This window comes from Bacillus sp. GC_Bacil_1, from assembly GCF_026540675.1.
Classification (GTDB): Bacteria; Bacillota; Bacilli; order Bacillales; family Bacillaceae_G; genus Bacillus_A; species Bacillus_A cereus.
The window spans coordinates 1-17,570 of sequence record NZ_JALNUG010000027.1 but is presented as its reverse complement, the minus strand read 5'-3'; the positions used below and the strand labels follow the sequence as shown (position 1 = coordinate 17,570).

Below are 17,570 nucleotides of genomic sequence, written 5' to 3'. Positions count from 1 at the left end.
TTGAATCTCGGGGAGAAAATGCTAATTTAAATAATAGCATATAAAACAGAATGTTTTTTACTATAAAAATTACTTTTTTGAAAAAATGGTGCAAAGTTACAATTTACCACTGTAACATTGCACCACTTATTCTTTTAATTCCTCTTATAGCAGAAAGTTCATCTATTAATTGGAATAGTGCTAAGTCTTTTTGTTTACTTTCAATCATAATATCGAAATTATGATTGTGTTTTTTTGCAATGTGTAAGAAAGGCTTAATAAACTCTAAATCGATATATTCAGCATGAGCCCTAAATTCTTTTTCCGATCTCGGGGAGGAAATGTGAACTTTAGGAGAGATATTTGTATGTGACCAAGTTTCAAAAATTGCAGGAAGCAACTCTTCTAGTGGTTCCTCGCAAAGATTGGCCATATGATGATGATAATCAAATACAAATGGAATATTTTCTTTTTGGCAAATGGATAAAGTTTCAGCGGTTGTATAGGTTTTATCATCATTTTCAAGAGTCATTTGTTTTTTTATATGTGTAGGAAGTTTTTTTATGTTTTCATGGAAGCGCTCAATTGCCTTTTCTTTATTTCCATAGGCTCCACCTACATGAATATTAATGTAAGAAGAATCTGCAATGCCTATAGCATCCAATATTTTATAATGATAAGTCATATCCGTAATAGCGTTAGTAGTAATATGTGGTTTGTCGCTTGTAAACAGCGTAAATTGATTCGGATGAAAACTTATTCGTAAATTGTGTTCTTTAATTAAAGCCCCTATTTTATGCCAAAGTGGTGTGAATACCCCAATATAGTCAAACTCGACTTCGGGATGTGTTGCAAGTGGGACGATGGAAGACGATAGGCGATATAGTGGGATTTCATGTGCTATATTGTAATGAAGGATACGTATTGTGTGCTCTAAATTTTGCCTTATAACATGGTACAGTTTGTCTTCTCGTTCTTGCTTGCTAAGTTTCTTAAAGCTTGTAAACGTCATTGTTTTGGCAGGAGAACAGTCCCAGAGTGCCATTGCATGTGAGACATATCCAAACCGTATAATCATATGAGATACACCTCTTTTATTCATTGTCTTTCCTATAAAAAGAAAGCAAACATTGTTCCAATCCATTCCTTTCCTCTATCGATAAGAGAAGGCGGGTTTACATCGCTATAGGAAAGTACGGATGCATTCTCTAGATCTTCATGGAATTTATTTTTTACTGTTTGAATGAAATGTTTATTATATAACAGGCAGTTTATTTCATGATTAATATATAAACTTCTCATATCAAAGTTTGCCGTTCCGATATCACAAATATTATCGTCCACTATAATAATTTTTGCGTGAAAAAACCCTTGTTGAAATGCATAAATATTGCAACCAGCCTGTATTAATTTTCGGCAGTACGGGAATTTTGCTTCCCGAACGAGAGGGTGATCAGCTTTTTCTGGAACAAGAATTGTGATTTGAACCCCTCTTTCTCTTGCTTTTAATAAGGCATTCATAATTTTTTTTCCAGGAATGAAATATGGTGTACCGATACAGATTTCTTTTTTTGCCGCGTTAATTAAATGTAAAAAAGTATGCTGTAAATAAGCACCATCAGTCGGAATAAATTGATGCAGGATGGTACCTGGTTGTTGTTTTGGAAAATAAAGAGAAGCATCCAATAAATTCTGTTTCGTATCATCAAACCAATCATGCAAAAATTGCTTTTGTAAATCTTGAACCCCTTCTCCTGTAAGACGTAAATGATAGTCTCGCCATAATCCTAAGTGTTCATTATGCCCTAGATACTCTTCGCCAATATTAAATCCCCCGATATAGCCGGTTTTCCCATCAATCACTGTAATTTTTCTATGATTTCTTTGATTAGCAGAAAAGAAAGGCAGAGGAAATTTTACCTTATGACAAAATGAAAAAGATATACCATGTTTTTGCAGGGAGCGAATAGCTTCGTTTGATAAAGAATGGCTGCCAAATCGATCAAGTAAAAGTCGTACTTCAATTCCTTCCTGAGCCTTATCAATCAGCAATTTTAAAAATTCACGACTGATTTTATCATTTTTTACAATGAAGAATAAAATATGAATGTGATGCTGTGCTTGTTTTATATCAGTAAATAAAGCGTCATATAAATCTTTCCCGTATGTATAAAGGTGAAAATCACTTTGACGTAAAGGGAAAGTGCGAGAGCTTACTCGTTTTAAATGAAGAAGTCGCCCGTATGAAAGGTCAATTGTAATCCAAAGAGCAACGGATATTAACAAAAGAGATAAGTAGAGCATCAGTGAATTCCCTCCTTTGCATTCTTTTCACCTTCAGTGTGTTACAAATGATATGGGTAGTACGGCTGTTATTATAAATTTCATTAGAGGATAGTATGTTGCACTGATTAAAGTTTCACTTTATCCCGCTTTAACGGGCAGTAAGCTTCCCACCTCAAAAACTGGTGGATAAGTAGAAGTTAGTTTGGAAATCAACTGCCCGTAAAAGCCCTACTGATTAAAGTTTCACTTTATAGTTTCACCGAAATAAACAGCTTTATGAAAAAATGTGTTGTTCTATAACAAAAAACTGTTGACTGAATGCTCACTCATTATATAATGGGGATAGGGGATATAATTCAGAAAATTATATATTTTTGAAGATTCAAAAAAAGAAATAGGACTTACAAAGAGAGGGGTAGCATAAAAATGAATAGCTTACTGATCATTAATTGGCTGGCTGCCATTGCTGTTATTGCTTATGCAGGATATTTGTTTGTATATCTTATACGGACGAGAATGGCCTACATACAATTAGGAAAAAAAATTGAATTTGACCGTCGTTTTAAAGAGCGTTGGGATCTCCTTAAGGTCAATGTTTTCGGTCAGAAAAAGCTGCTGAAAGATAAGAAAAGCGGCATCATTCACGTTATGTTCTTTTACGGATTTATTCTTGTCCAATTTGGAGCAATTGACTTCGTTTGGAAAGGACTCGCACCAGGATCACATCTTCCACTTGGACCACTATACCCTGCATTTACATTCTTCCAGGAAATTGTCACACTTGTTATTTTAATTGCAGTATTTTGGGCTTTTCATAGACGTTATGTAGAAAAGCTTGTTCGTTTAAAACGTAACTTCAAATCAGGTCTTGTTCTTATCTTTATCGGTGGCTTAATGATTTCTGTGCTACTTGGTAACGGTATGGGACTTATATGGCATGGCGAGGAGCTTTCATGGAGTGAACCAATCGCTTCTGCAATCGCTTATGTTTTTAGCGGGATAAATGAAACCGTAGCCATTTCAGTGTTCTATTTTTCTTGGTGGGTGCATTTACTAATTTTGTTAACGTTTTTAGTCTATGTTCCACAATCAAAACATGCGCATTTAATTGCGGGACCAGCTAATGTATTCTTCGGTCGTCTTTCAAACCCAGGGAAGCTTGAAAAGATTGATTTTGAAGATGAAACGCAAGAAACATTTGGTGTTGGTAAAATTGAAGACTTTAGACAAAATCAACTTATTGATTTATACGCTTGTGTAGAGTGTGGTCGTTGTACAAATATGTGTCCGGCAACAGGAACAGGAAAAATGTTATCGCCGATGGACTTAATTTTAAAACTTCGTGATCATTTAACTGATAAAGGAGCTGCGGTAACATCAAAAGCACCGTGGGTTCCAGTAGTTGCCTTCAATAATACACAAGGAAATCAGTTAGCGATGATGGCGGCTGGAAAAGGACAACAAGAATCAGCGGCTACAACTCTCGCTTACGATCCGAGTTTAATCGGAGATGTTATTACAGAAGAAGAGATTTGGGCATGTACAACGTGTCGTAACTGTGAAGATCAATGTCCAGTTATGAATGAGCATGTTGACAAAATTATTGATTTACGTCGATATCTCGTTTTAACAGAAGGAAAAATGGACGCGGAAGCACAACGCGCGATGACAAATATCGAGCGTCAAGGGAATCCGTGGGGTCTGAACCGTAAAGAGCGTGAAACATGGCGCCAAGGTGATGACGAAGTAACAGTTCCAACTGTAAAAGAAAAATCAAAAGCTGGGGAGGAATTCGAGTATTTATTCTGGGTTGGTTCAATGGGATCATACGACAATCGTAGTCAGAAGATTGCGATATCGTTTGCGAAGTTAATGAACGAAGCAGGCATTTCATTCGCAATTCTCGGTAATAAAGAAAAGAATTCTGGAGATACACCACGCCGCCTTGGAAATGAATTTGTATTCCAAGAGATGGCGACAAAGAATATCGAAGAATTTGAAAAGGCAGGAGTGAAGAAAATCGTTACGATTGATCCTCATGCTTATAACACATTTAAAAATGAGTATCCGGACTTTGGCTTGCAAGCAGAAGTCTATCATCATACAGAATTGTTAGCTCAGTGGGTGAAAGAAGGACGCTTAAAGCCTGTTCACGCTATTGAAGAAACAGTTACGTACCATGATTCCTGTTATTTAGGAAGATACAACGAAGTGTACGAAGCGCCACGTGATATTTTGAAAGCGATTCCTGGAGTGAATCTTGTAGAAATGGCACGTAACCGTGAAACTGGAATGTGCTGTGGCGCAGGTGGTGGCTTAATGTGGATGGAAGAAACAACAGGTTCTCGTATTAACGTTGCTCGTACAGAACAAGCATTAGCTGTACAGCCATCCATTATCGGTACAGGTTGTCCATATTGCTTAACGATGATCAGTGATGGAACGAAAGCGAAAGAGGTAGAAGAGAAAGTTCAAACTCTTGATGTGACAGAGATTTTAGAACGATCTGTTATCGGACAGAAAAAAGAAGCGATGTAGTTTATAAGAATGTATACAACTTTAGAAAGAGGTGCAATGATTGCACCTCTTCTCAACGTAGGGATACCGAGCGAGCGCTCAGTGTTAAAAAAAGAAATGGGGGAAAGAAACATGAGTAAAACAGTTATTTTAAGTGCTGCAAGAACACCAGTTGGAAAATTTGGAGGATCTTTAAAAGATGTAAAAGCGACGGAACTTGGAGGAATTGCAATTAAAGCAGCGCTTGAAAGAGCAAATGTTGCGGCTAGTGATGTTGAAGAAGTTATATTTGGAACGGTTATTCAGGGGGGACAGGGGCAAATTCCATCGCGTCAAGCTGCAAGGGCTGCTGGAATCCCTTGGGAAGTGCAGACGGAAACAGTGAATAAAGTTTGTGCATCAGGACTTCGTGCGGTTACGTTAGCGGATCAAATTATTCGTACTGGCGATCAATCACTGATTGTAGCTGGCGGTATGGAGTCGATGAGTAACAGTCCTTACATTTTACGCGGAGCAAGATGGGGATACAGAATGGGCAACAACGAAGTTATTGATTTAAACGTTGCTGACGGTTTAACATGCGCATTTTCAGGTACACACATGGGTGTTTATGGCGGAGAAGTTGCGAAGGAAGATGGAATTTCTCGCGAAGCGCAAGATGAATGGGCATATCGTAGCCATCAGCGTGCGGTTTCAGCGCATAAAGAAGGACGTTTTGAAGAGGAGATCGTGCCAGTAACGATCCCGCAAAGAAAAGGCGATCCTATTGTTGTTGCAAAGGATGAGGCGCCACGTGAAGATACAACGATTGAAAAGTTAGCAAAGTTAAAACCTGTATTTGATAAGACAGCGGCAGTGACAGCTGGTAATGCGCCAGGACTAAACGATGGTGGTGCCGCACTTGTGTTAATGAGCGAAGACAGAGCGAAGCAAGAAGGAAGAAAGCCATTAGCGACAATTTTGGCGCATACAGCAATTGCAGTGGAATCTAAAGATTTCCCAAGAACGCCAGGTTATGCAATTAACGCATTGCTTGAAAAAACAGGCAAGACAATTGAAGACATCGATTTATTCGAGATTAATGAAGCATTTGCAGCGGTAGCAATTGCAAGTACAGAAATCGCAGGAATTGATCCAGAAAAATTGAATGTAAATGGCGGCGCGGTAGCGATGGGCCATCCAATTGGAGCAAGCGGAGCGCGCATTATCGTTACGCTAATCCATGCACTTAAGCAGCGCGGCGGCGGAATTGGAATTGCATCGATTTGTAGCGGTGGCGGTCAAGGGGACGCAGTGATGATTGAAGTTCACTAATTAAAGTTCGAGGGTATAAAATTTATTAACAATTAAGGGGGAAGAAAAAATGGGTGTACAAAACATTGTTGTAATTGGTGCAGGGCAAATGGGATCAGGAATTGCACAAGTATGTGCAATGGCAGGATATGACGTGAAGGTACAAGATTTAAAACAAGAGCAATTAGATAGAGGATTGGCTATCATTACGAAAAACTTAGCGCGCCAAGTAGAAAAAGGACGCATGAAGGAAGAAGAGAAGGAAGCGACATTAAATCGTCTTACAGTAACGCTTGATTTAGAATGTGTGAAAGAAGCGGATCTTATTATTGAAGCAGCTGTTGAGAAAATGGATATTAAAAAGAAAATCTTTGCGAATCTAGATGAAATTGCTCCAGAACACGCAATTTTAGCGACGAATACGTCATCTCTGCCAATTACAGAAATTGCAGCGGTAACGAAGCGTCCGGAAAAAGTAATCGGCATGCACTTTATGAATCCAGTTCCAGTTATGAAGCTTGTTGAGATTATTCGTGGTTTGGCTACAGATGATGCAGTATATGAAGCAATTGAAGATATTACGAAAAAAATTGGGAAAGTACCAGTTGAAGTAAATGATTTCCCAGGTTTTGTATCAAACCGCATTTTGCTACCGATGATTAACGAAGCAATTTATACGTTATACGAAGGTGTAGCGACGAAAGAAGCAATTGATGAGGTCATGAAGCTTGGTATGAACCATCCGATGGGGCCTTTGACACTCGCTGATTTTATCGGTTTAGATACGTGTTTATACATTATGGAAGTGTTGCATGAAGGATTAGGAGATAGTAAATATCGCCCATGTCCGTTATTACGTAAGTATGTAAATGCAGGATGGTTAGGGCGTAAAACAGGTCGTGGATTCTACGTTTACGAATAAATGCCCCTTTTGTTACAAAATAGTGGTCTTACCAAATTATTTAAAGGATATATAGCAAATGGAGGCGGAATATATGAACTTTCGTTTTAATGAAGAGCAGCAAATGATGAGGAAAATGGTTCGGGATTTTGCACAGAAGGAAATTGCTCCCTTTGTTCCTAGTATGGAACAAGGGGTGTTCCCGAAAGAGATTTTGCAAAAGATGGGTGAGCTTGGATTAATGGGTATTCCAGCGCCTGCAAAATACGGCGGGGCAGAAATGGATTTTATTTCTTATATTCTAGCCATTGAGGAAATCTCAAAGGTAAGTGCAACAGTTGGTGTAATTTTAGCTGTACATACGTCAGTTGGAATGAATCCGATTTTATATTTCGGAACAGAAGAACAGAAGAAAAAATATGTTTCTAAACTTGCAACCGGGGAATATTTAGGCGCATTTGCTTTAACAGAGCCAAATGCAGGATCAGATGCAGGGAGTTTGAAATCAAGAGCTGTCAAAAAAGGCGATCATTATATTATTAATGGATCGAAAGTGTTTATTACAAATGGTGGTGAAGCAAGTACATACATTGTATTCGCTTCTACAAATCCAGAGGCAGGAAAAAGTGGTATTTCTGCATTTATAGTAGAGAAAGATACACCTGGTTTAATCATCGGAAAAGATGAACATAAGATGGGGCTCCTTGGTTCTCGTACAGTACAACTTACTTTTGAAGATATGAAAGTACCAGCGGAGAATTTACTTGGGGAAGAAGGACAAGGATTCAAGGTGGCGATGGCGAATTTAGATGTTGGGCGAATTGGAATCGGTGCACAGGCGTTAGGAATTGCTGAAGCGGCGCTTGCATGTGCGATTGATTATGCAAAAGAACGAGAACAATTTGGGAAACCAATTGCGGCGCAGCAAGGGATTGGCTTCAAGCTTGCAGATATGGCAACAAGTGTCGAAGCGGCAAGGTTACTCGTATATAGAGCGGCGTCTCTTAGGGCACAAGGATTACCATGCGGTAAAGAAGCATCTATTGCGAAATTATTTGCTTCTAAGACAGCGGTTGAAGTCGCGATTGAGGCGGTGCAAGTATTTGGTGGTTACGGTTATACGAAAGAATATCCAGTAGAACGATTTTTCCGTGATGCGAAAATCACGCAAATATATGAAGGAACAAGTGAAATACAGAAACTTGTTATTAGCCGTGCTTTATAAAAGGGCGAGGGGGAGACGGAGATGCATTTTAAACTATCAGAAGAACATGAAATGATAAGGAAAATGGTTCGAGATTTTGCTAAAAATGAAGTAGCACCAACAGCGGCTGAGCGTGATGAGGAAGAGCGATTTGATCGAGAGTTATTTGATCAAATGGCAGAGCTCGGTTTAACCGGTATTCCATGGCCTGAAGAGTATGGTGGAATTGGAAGCGATTACTTAGCGTACGTAATTGCGATTGAAGAATTATCTCGAGTTTGTGCTTCAACAGGTGTAACACTATCTGCGCATACTTCACTTGCAGGATGGCCAATTTTTAAATTTGGGACAGAAGAACAAAAGCAAAAGTTTTTACGACCGATGGCTGAAGGGAAGAAAATTGGTGCATACGGCTTAACGGAGCCAGCATCTGGATCGGATGCTGGTGGAATGAAGACAATCGCAAAGAGAGATGGCGACCATTATATTTTAAATGGATCAAAAATTTTCATTACAAATGGCGGTATTGCTGATATTTATGTTGTTTTTGCGCTAACTGATCCTGAATCGAAGCAGCGTGGTACGAGTGCATTTATTGTAGAAAGTGATACACCGGGATTTTCAGTTGGGAAGAAGGAGAGCAAGCTAGGGATTCGCTCTTCACCAACGACTGAAATTATGTTTGAAGATTGCCGTATTCCAGTAGAGAATCTACTTGGAGAAGAGGGGCAAGGATTTAAAGTTGCGATGCAAACATTAGATGGAGGTCGTAACGGTATTGCGGCGCAAGCTGTTGGTATTGCACAAGGGGCTTTAGATGCTTCTGTAGAATATGCAAGGGAGCGCCATCAATTTGGAAAACCAATTGCGGCGCAGCAAGGGATTGGCTTTAAACTTGCGGATATGGCAACAGATGTAGAAGCGGCACGCCTTTTGACATATCAAGCGGCTTGGCTTGAATCAGAAGGGCTTCCGTATGGAAAAGAATCAGCGATGTCAAAAGTATTTGCAGGGGATACAGCGATGAAGGTGACGACTGAAGCGGTGCAAGTATTTGGTGGTTACGGTTATACGAAAGATTATCCAGTAGAGCGTTATATGCGAGATGCAAAGATTACACAAATATATGAAGGAACACAAGAGATTCAGAGGCTTGTAATTTCTCGTATGTTAACGAATTAGGAACGAAAGCGTAGGTATTCTCCTACGCTTTTTCCTTCCAAAAAATAATAGAGAGAGGTGAAGGGAATGGTTAAACATAATGTACATGCATCGGTGAAAGATGAAAAATTAGTTGCGTTAAGACGTGAACAAATGATTAAAGGTGCGGTGCAACTGTTTAAACAAAAAGGATTTCCGCGTACAACAACGAGAGAGATTGCAAAAGCGGCTGGATTTAGTATAGGGACACTTTATGAGTACATTCGTACAAAAGATGATGTTTTGTATTTAGTTTGTGATAGTATATATGAACATGTAAAAGAACGATTAGAGGAAGTAGTGTGTACAGAAAAAGGGAGTATAGAAAGTTTAAAGGTAGCGATAAAGAATTACTTTAAAGTGATGGACGAATTACAAGAAGAAGTATTAATTATGTATCAAGAAGTACGTTTTTTACCGAAAGAATCTCTCCCATATGTATTAGAAAAAGAGTTTCAAATGGTAGGGATGTTTGAGGATATTTTAGAACAGTGTACGGAAAATGGAACATTTATATTAAATAAAAAAGAAATACAGCTTCTTGCACATAATATTTTTATACAAGGACAAATGTGGGGGTTTAGACGTTGGGCACTGCAAAAACTGTATACGCTCGAAGAATATACAGAAATGCAAATTAGGTATGTGTTGCAAGGTGCCCATATGCTTCCGAAATAAGGAACAGACAAATTATTAATTTTATTACCATATAAAAGTTTCACGTTTTTTTTGTAGCATATTTGTGCGACTTTTGTTTATAATGAATAGTATGGATTTTTTTAGGCAGACCGTTATATATAAGGTTATATTTGATGAAAGGAAGTGCCGCATAAGTGAATTTTAAGCAATATTCACCAGAAGAGCTAAAAGAATGTTCAATGATTGAAGTTGTACATAGCGTTTTAGGGGATAAAAGACAAGCAACGACATTCAACGAGTTGGTTCAAGAAATCGCTCAAGTGCTGGGACTATCTCAAGAGCAAGTTAATGCGAAACTCGCACAATTTTATACAGACTTAAACATCGATGGACGTTTCATTAATTTAGGAGAAAATCGTTGGGGACTACGCAGCTGGTACCCATATGAGCAAATTGATGAAGAAATCTTACCGCAGCCAAAACCGAAGAAGAAACGTAAAGTTGAAGAAGACGGTTTTGACGACTACATTGAAGAAGATGAAGATGACTTTGACGATGCAGACGGAAATGCAGACGAAGAAGATGATGTAGAAGATTTGGACAAGGTTCTTGAAGATGAAGACGGAGATGACGACGATCTTGATGATTTAGAAGAGGATGAAGACGACGACTTCGCTGAAGAAGAACTTGAGTATGATGAAACTGAAGAAGAAGAAGAGGAAGAACTGTAGTTCTTGACTTTTCATTATCGTCCATGTAGAATCATTTTTGGGCTCTTTAAAAAAGGACGATAATACTTTTAAAGTGTAAATATAAAAGAAAATTGCTCCCTACTTATTACTTTATGTGATGAGGGGAGCAATTTTCTTTTTTGTTTTTTGTTTAGAAAATAAAAAGAGTCTAACAATAAGATGGATACAGTGTTATCTACATACGTTGCGCTTTGCAACGGTGATTATATAACAGCAAAATAGAAGGGAGCTTTTTCATGACTAAGTATATTTTTGTAACAGGCGGTGTAGTATCGTCTTTAGGGAAAGGTATTACAGCAGCATCTCTTGGAAGACTTTTAAAAAATCGTGGTTTAAATGTAACGATTCAAAAGTTTGATCCATACATTAACGTAGACCCAGGGACTATGAGCCCATACCAACACGGTGAGGTATTCGTAACAGATGATGGCGCAGAAACTGACTTAGACCTTGGTCACTATGAGCGTTTTATCGACATTAACTTAAACAAATACAGCAACGTAACAACAGGTAAAATTTACTCTTCAGTTCTTCAAAAAGAGCGTCGCGGTGAATATTTAGGAGGAACAGTTCAAGTTATTCCTCACATTACTAACGAAATTAAAGAGCGCGTATATCGTTCTGGCCGTGAAACAAATGCGGATGTTGTTATTACAGAAATCGGTGGAACTGTTGGTGATATCGAGTCTCTACCATTCTTAGAAGCAATCCGTCAAATTAAGAGCGACATCGGTCGTGACAATGTAATGTACATTCACTGTACGTTAATCCCGTACTTAAAAGCAGCGGGTGAAATGAAAACAAAACCAACGCAACATAGCGTTAAAGAACTTCGTAGCTTAGGTATTCAACCAAACATTATCGTTGTTCGTACAGAACTTCCTGTTTCTCAAGATATGAAAGACAAGCTTGCATTATTCTGTGACATCGATACAAAAGCAGTTATCGAAGCTCGCGATGCAGATACTTTATATGCGGTTCCATTATCTCTTCAAGAACAAAACATGGACCAAATCGTTTGTGACCACTTAAAATTAGACAATCCAGCTGCAGATATGACAGAGTGGACTGCGCTAGTTAACAAAGTACGTAATCTTTCTAAGAAAACAAAAATCGCTCTTGTTGGTAAATATGTAGAACTTCAAGATGCATATATTTCTGTTGTAGAAGCACTTCGTCATGCTGGTTACTCATTCGACACAGATGTAGAAGTAAAATGGGTAAATGCTGAGCACGTAACAGCAGAAAACGTAAAAGAATTAGTTGGCGATACAGATGGTATCCTTGTACCAGGTGGCTTCGGCGATCGTGGTGTAGAAGGTAAAATCGTTGCGATTCAATATGCTCGTGAAAACAGAGTTCCATTCTTAGGAATTTGCTTAGGTATGCAACTTGCATCAATCGAATTTGCACGTAACGTATTAGGTTTAGAAGGTGCTAACTCTTCTGAAATCAATCCTGATACGCCATATGCAATCATTGACTTATTACCAGAACAAAAAGATGTAGAGGACTTAGGTGGTACACTTCGTCTTGGTCTATACCCATGTAAGCTTGCTGAAGAAACAAATGCTTACAATGCTTATAATGAGCCGGTTGTATATGAGCGTCATCGTCATCGTTATGAGTTCAACAACCAGTTCCGTCCGGATATGGAAAAAGAAGGATTCGTATTCTCTGGTACAAGCCCAGACGGCCGTCTAGTTGAAATCATTGAATTAAAAGACCACCCTTGGTTCGTGGCGGCACAGTTCCACCCAGAACTTGTTTCTCGTCCAAACCGTCCACAACCATTGTTCCATGACTTCGTAAGAGCTTCTATTACGAATAAAGAGAGCAAGTAATAAAAAAAGCGCCTGAAATAAGGCGCTTTTTTTAATATTCATTTAACATTTCATCAATTGTAAATTTGATTCCGTGATAAGCAAATAAAGCTACTATTAAGCTTGGGAACCCGTAGCGATTACCTTCATCGTCTGGAATAAGACCTTTTAACAGTTTTGTATCAATATGTACGTCTGTATATTGTTCCAGTGATTCCGTACCTTCTTGAAGAGCAGAAATGCCGACAATAGAGTGTCCCTCTTCTTGTAGTTTTTTTGCAATTTCTACAACCGCTTCATCTGTTGAAAAACGGCTAATAAGAAGTACACGATCTGCAGAGGTTACTTCTGCTTCTTTACCATTTTCAAATAAGCGTTTTGCTTGCTTCATTGGTTCAGCACCGAATAGTGCTTCGGCAACAACGCCCTCCATTTCATTTGTACCATATAAATAAATGAAACCATCGCCAACTAGTGCTTGAGCAAGTAAACGAGCGCTATCTTCTATATTCATTTCCTCTTTTTGAGAAACTCTGGAGAAATAACCACTTAATTGAGTTGAAAAAATTTTTAACATAATGTTACTCCCTTCGTACGTGTTTGCCGGCTTTCATTATAGTTTATTTTTTTAGAAAGGTGAAATCGTAGGGTAGCATAACAAAATAGGAAACGGTAAAATAAGAAAGAATAGGAAGGAATTTGCCAAAGAATAGCGAAAATAAATCGTTAAGATATAAGAAGCTTTAAATCTTGTACTTACACAGAAAGGTTGGGAATTATGGAAGGTAAAATTTTAATTGTTGATGATCAATATGGGATTCGTGTGTTATTACATGAAGTGTTCCAAAAAGAAGGTTATCAGACATTCCAAGCAGCGAATGGATTTCAAGCTTTAGATATCGTGAAAAAAGATAATCCAGATTTAGTAGTGTTAGATATGAAAATTCCAGGCATGGATGGTATAGAGATTTTAAAGCATGTAAAAGAGATTGATGAGAGTATTAAAGTCATTTTAATGACTGCTTATGGAGAGCTTGATATGATCCAAGAAGCAAAAGATTTAGGAGCTTTAATGCATTTTGCTAAACCATTTGATATTGATGAAATTCGTCAAGCTGTGAGAAATGAGCTCGCTGTAGAGGCGTAAAAATGAATTTTTTATAAAAAATATGGAAAAAAGCGTTTACATGGACTATTGTGCAGGTGAATACGGTTGAGTTTTTGAGTACAAGTTGTTATCCTATTGAGTGTAGAAAAAAGTCCGGTATGTAGATATACATATTTTACCTTATTCTGGTCATACTACCAGCGATAAGAACTTATCGGATACAAAAAACGTTTTTTAGGAGGATTCACCATGCCTTTAGTTTCTATGAAAGAAATGCTAAACAAAGCACTAGAAGGAAAATACGCAGTTGGTCAATTCAACATGAACAACTTAGAGTGGACTCAAGCTATCTTAGCTGCTGCGGAAGAAGAAAAATCTCCTGTAATCCTAGGTGTATCTGAGGGTGCAGCTCGTCATATGACTGGTTTCAAAACAGTTGTAGCTATGGTTAAAGCTTTAATCGAAGAAATGAACATCACTGTTCCTGTAGCGATTCACCTTGACCATGGTTCAAGCTTCGAAAAATGTAAAGAAGCAATCGATGCAGGTTTCACATCTGTAATGATCGACGCTTCTCACCACCCATTCGAAGAAAACGTTGAAACTACTAAACAAGTAGTAGAATACGCACACGCTCGTAACGTATCTGTTGAAGCTGAGCTTGGAACAGTTGGCGGACAAGAAGACGACGTAATCGCTGAAGGCGTAATTTACGCTGACCCAGCAGAGTGTAAGCACCTTGTTGAAGCAACAGGTATCGATTGCCTAGCTCCAGCTTTAGGTTCTGTACACGGTCCTTACAAAGGTGAGCCTAACTTAGGATTCGCTGAAATGGAACAAGTTCGTGACTTCACTGGCGTACCTTTAGTATTACACGGTGGTACTGGTATCCCAACTGCTGATATCGTAAAAGCTATCTCTTTAGGTACTTCAAAAATCAACGTAAACACTGAGAACCAAATCGAGTTTACAAAAGCTGTTCGTGAAGTATTAAACAAAGACCAAGAAGTTTACGATCCTCGTAAATTTATTGGACCTGGCCGCGACGCTATTAAAGCAACTGTTGCTGGTAAAATGCGTGAGTTCGGTTCTAACGGTAAAGCGTAAGAATAAAATTCCGTTTTGGAAACCGTCTAGTCTTTTAGACGGTTTCCTTTCGTTGTATAATGAAAGCGTGAACAAGTCGAAAGATTTTATCATTTTTGGTTTTTAAATAGAAAATAATGTGCATAGTCCTATTAATAAATGTGATAACGTATCTAAATTGATAAAGTGAATTCGATGAATAGTTGATCTTTATCTATTCGTGCTACAGGAGAAATGGAGATAATGGTTTCCTATTTATTGAGTTTTGGGATGGAAAGAGTAATTGAGATTCTTAAGGGGAGCTTTCTATGAAAAGATAGAAAGTAAATACATTCACAAGAAGGGAGCTCAATATGGAAAAATTGCTAATTGAAGGCGGAAGAGCTTTAAATGGAACAATTCGAGTAAGCGGTGCAAAGAACAGTGCCGTTGCATTAATTCCAGCGACAATTTTAGCAGATACTCCAGTAACTATTGGTGGTGTCCCTAATATTTCGGACGTGAAAATGTTAGGCGACTTACTAGAGGAAATTGGAGGGAAAGTAACTTATGGACAGGAGGAAGAGATGGTAGTCGATCCTTCTAACATGGTTGCAATGCCTTTGCCAAATGGAAAAGTGAAAAAATTGCGCGCTTCTTATTATTTAATGGGTGCGATGCTTGGCCGTTTTAAAAAAGCTGTTATTGGGCTTCCGGGTGGATGTCACTTAGGACCGAGGCCGATTGATCAGCATATTAAAGGGTTTGAAGCGCTAGGTGCACATGTTACAAATGAACAAGGTGCCATCTATTTAAGAGCAGATGAACTACATGGAGCACGTATTTATTTAGATGTTGTTAGTGTGGGGGCTACGATTAATATTATGCTAGCAGCTGTACGAGCAAAAGGTAGAACTGTTATTGAAAATGCAGCGAAAGAGCCCGAGATTATTGATGTAGCTACATTGTTAACAAGCATGGGAGCGCGTATTAAAGGTGCTGGTACAGATGTAATCCGAATAGATGGTGTGGACTCTTTACATGGTTGTCACCATACTATCATCCCAGATCGTATTGAAGCTGGTACGTATATGATTCTAGGAGCTGCATCAGGAGGAGAAGTAACGGTTGATAACGTTATTCCTCAGCATTTAGAATCAGTTACTGCTAAGCTAAGAGAAGCTGGTGTTCAAGTTGAAACGAATGATGATCAAATTACAGTGAACGGTAATAGAAAGTTAAAAGTAGTTGATATCAAAACGCTTGTATATCCAGGTTTTCCAACAGATTTACAACAGCCGTTTACGACGCTTTTAACAAAGGCGCACGGGACGGGAGTTGTAACAGATACAATTTACGGTGCCCGTTTCAAACACATTGATGAATTACGTCGTATGAATGCTCAAATTAAAGTAGAAGGTCGTTCGGCAATTGTAACTGGTCCTGTGTTACTGCAAGGTGCAAAAGTGAAGGCGAGTGATTTACGAGCGGGAGCAGCACTTGTTATTGCAGGGTTAATGGCAGATGGAATTACAGAAGTAACAGGACTTGAGCATATTGATCGAGGTTATGAGAATATAGTGGACAAGCTTAAAGGGCTTGGAGCAAACATTTGGCGAGAACAAATGACAAAACAAGAAATTGAAGAGATGAAGAACGCATAAGTGATACTTCCGTAAGGGGGAAGCGAAGCATCACTACTTGCGGAAGTACACTTTATAGAAAAACACGGTTCACAAAATACGGCAGAAATATAAAGACTTAAAGGAGAGGGATTATTGTGGAAAGAAGTTTATCTATGGAGTTAGTACGTGTAACAGAGGCTGCAGCATTATCATCAGCGCGTTGGATGGGGCGCGGGAAAAAGGATGAGGCAGACGGTGCAGCAACATCAGCTATGCGTGATGTATTTGATACAATTCCGATGAAAGGTACAGTCGTAATTGGTGAAGGTGAGATGGATGAAGCACCAATGCTATATATCGGAGAGAAATTAGGTACAGGATATGGACCACGTGTAGACGTTGCGGTTGATCCTTTAGAAGGGACAAACATCGTAGCAGCTGGTGGCTGGAATGCTCTTGCTGTTATTGCAATTGCAGACCACGGTAATTTGTTACATGCTCCTGACATGTACATGGATAAAATCGCGGTTGGCCCAGAAGCAGTTGGGGCAGTCGACATTGATGCGCCTATTATTGATAACTTACGTGCAGTTGCGAAAGCGAAAAATAAAGACATTGAAGATGTTGTAGCAACAGTTTTAAACCGTCCACGTCACCAAGCAATTATCGAAGAAATTCGTAAAGCTGGTGCTCGTATTAAATTAATTAACGATGGAGATGTAGCTGGAGCAATTAATACAGCGTTTGACCGTACAGGTGTAGATATTTTATTTGGATCTGGTGGAGCACCTGAAGGTGTATTAGCAGCAGTTGCTTTAAAATGTTTAGGTGGAGAAATTCACGGAAAACTATTGCCACAAAACGAAGCTGAATTAGCACGTTGTAAAAAAATGGGCATAGAAGACATTAATCGTATCCTTCGTATGGAGGACTTAGTAAAAGGTGACGATGCAATCTTTGCAGCAACAGGTGTAACAGATGGTGAACTATTACGTGGTGTTCAATTTAAAGGTAGCGTAGGAACAACACAATCTCTTGTTATGCGTGCAAAATCAGGTACAGTTCGCTTTGTAGATGGTCGTCATAGCTTAAATAAAAAACCGAACTTGGTTATTAAGTAAAAGGTGGAAGCGGCTCGCTCAGAATCGCAGGACATTGGAACTCTCGACCTTGAAGCG

The 17,570-nt window shown here is 38.8% G+C and carries 15 protein-coding genes; 12 read left to right on the top strand and 3 right to left on the bottom strand.

The window, feature by feature from the left end; translation table 11 throughout:
* Positions 1–103: 103 nt before the first annotated feature.
* A complete protein-coding gene (gene uvsE, locus OXT04_RS27255) occupies positions 104–1,057 on the bottom strand; it encodes a UV DNA damage repair endonuclease UvsE (RefSeq protein WP_002094209.1) in 954 nt (317 codons plus the stop codon).
* A gap of 32 nt (positions 1,058–1,089) precedes the next feature.
* A complete protein-coding gene (gene cls, locus OXT04_RS27250; RefSeq protein ID WP_000966415.1) occupies positions 1,090–2,283 on the bottom strand; it encodes a cardiolipin synthase in 1,194 nt (397 codons plus the stop codon).
* 408 nt (positions 2,284–2,691) lie between these two features.
* Between cls and OXT04_RS27245 the strand changes: the two genes are divergently transcribed.
* From OXT04_RS27245 to pyrG, 8 genes are all read left to right on the top strand, one after another.
* Positions 2,692–4,803 (top strand): (Fe-S)-binding protein, encoded by a 2,112-nt coding sequence (locus tag OXT04_RS27245; RefSeq protein ID WP_001086772.1) that lies wholly within the window; start codon positions 2,692–2,694, stop codon positions 4,801–4,803.
* Positions 4,804–4,812: 9 nt separating this feature from the next.
* Positions 4,813–6,096 (top strand): acetyl-CoA C-acetyltransferase, encoded by a 1,284-nt coding sequence (locus tag OXT04_RS27240; RefSeq protein ID WP_141505369.1) that lies wholly within the window; start codon positions 4,813–4,815, stop codon positions 6,094–6,096.
* A gap of 49 nt (positions 6,097–6,145) precedes the next feature.
* Positions 6,146–6,997 carry a 3-hydroxybutyryl-CoA dehydrogenase gene (locus OXT04_RS27235; protein WP_267418691.1) on the top strand — a complete coding sequence of 284 codons (852 nt, stop codon included), beginning with the start codon at positions 6,146–6,148 and terminating at the stop codon, positions 6,995–6,997.
* 73 nt (positions 6,998–7,070) lie between these two features.
* Positions 7,071–8,201, top strand: a complete 1,131-nt coding sequence (locus OXT04_RS27230) for an acyl-CoA dehydrogenase (protein WP_001011175.1) — start codon at positions 7,071–7,073, stop codon at positions 8,199–8,201.
* Positions 8,202–8,222: 21 nt separating this feature from the next.
* Complete coding sequence (acdA, locus tag OXT04_RS27225; protein WP_097913099.1) at positions 8,223–9,362, top strand: acyl-CoA dehydrogenase AcdA; 1,140 nt, start codon at positions 8,223–8,225, stop codon at positions 9,360–9,362.
* Between the two features lie 66 nt (positions 9,363–9,428).
* Positions 9,429–10,058, top strand: coding sequence for a TetR/AcrR family transcriptional regulator (locus OXT04_RS27220; RefSeq protein WP_000238600.1), 630 nt, complete (start codon positions 9,429–9,431; stop codon positions 10,056–10,058).
* Positions 10,059–10,213: 155 nt separating this feature from the next.
* Positions 10,214–10,750: a DNA-directed RNA polymerase subunit delta gene (rpoE, locus tag OXT04_RS27215; RefSeq protein WP_001009771.1), complete on the top strand. Its 537-nt coding sequence runs from the start codon at positions 10,214–10,216 to the stop codon at positions 10,748–10,750.
* Positions 10,751–11,007: 257 nt separating this feature from the next.
* Entirely contained in the window at positions 11,008–12,615 is a 1,608-nt protein-coding gene (pyrG, locus tag OXT04_RS27210; protein ID WP_267418686.1) for a CTP synthase, read from the top strand.
* Positions 12,616–12,646: 31 nt separating this feature from the next.
* Here pyrG and OXT04_RS27205 read toward each other — a convergent pair whose 3' ends face one another.
* Positions 12,647–13,171 (bottom strand): DUF2529 domain-containing protein, encoded by a 525-nt coding sequence (locus OXT04_RS27205; protein ID WP_000912413.1) that lies wholly within the window; start codon positions 13,169–13,171, stop codon positions 12,647–12,649.
* A gap of 201 nt (positions 13,172–13,372) precedes the next feature.
* Between OXT04_RS27205 and spo0F the strand changes: the two genes are divergently transcribed.
* From spo0F to glpX, 4 genes are all read left to right on the top strand, one after another.
* Positions 13,373–13,741 (top strand): sporulation initiation phosphotransferase Spo0F, encoded by a 369-nt coding sequence (spo0F, locus tag OXT04_RS27200; protein WP_000398594.1) that lies wholly within the window; start codon positions 13,373–13,375, stop codon positions 13,739–13,741.
* Positions 13,742–13,951: 210 nt separating this feature from the next.
* Complete coding sequence (locus OXT04_RS27195; protein WP_001131856.1) at positions 13,952–14,809, top strand: class II fructose-bisphosphate aldolase; 858 nt, start codon at positions 13,952–13,954, stop codon at positions 14,807–14,809.
* 332 nt (positions 14,810–15,141) lie between these two features.
* The gene (murA, locus tag OXT04_RS27190; RefSeq protein WP_000413248.1) at positions 15,142–16,431 is read left to right on the top strand and encodes a UDP-N-acetylglucosamine 1-carboxyvinyltransferase; all 1,290 of its coding nucleotides are present in this window, start codon (positions 15,142–15,144) and stop codon (positions 16,429–16,431) included.
* 116 nt (positions 16,432–16,547) lie between these two features.
* Positions 16,548–17,513 (top strand): class II fructose-bisphosphatase, encoded by a 966-nt coding sequence (gene glpX / locus OXT04_RS27185; RefSeq protein WP_000442336.1) that lies wholly within the window; start codon positions 16,548–16,550, stop codon positions 17,511–17,513.
* Positions 17,514–17,570: the final 57 nt, after the last annotated feature.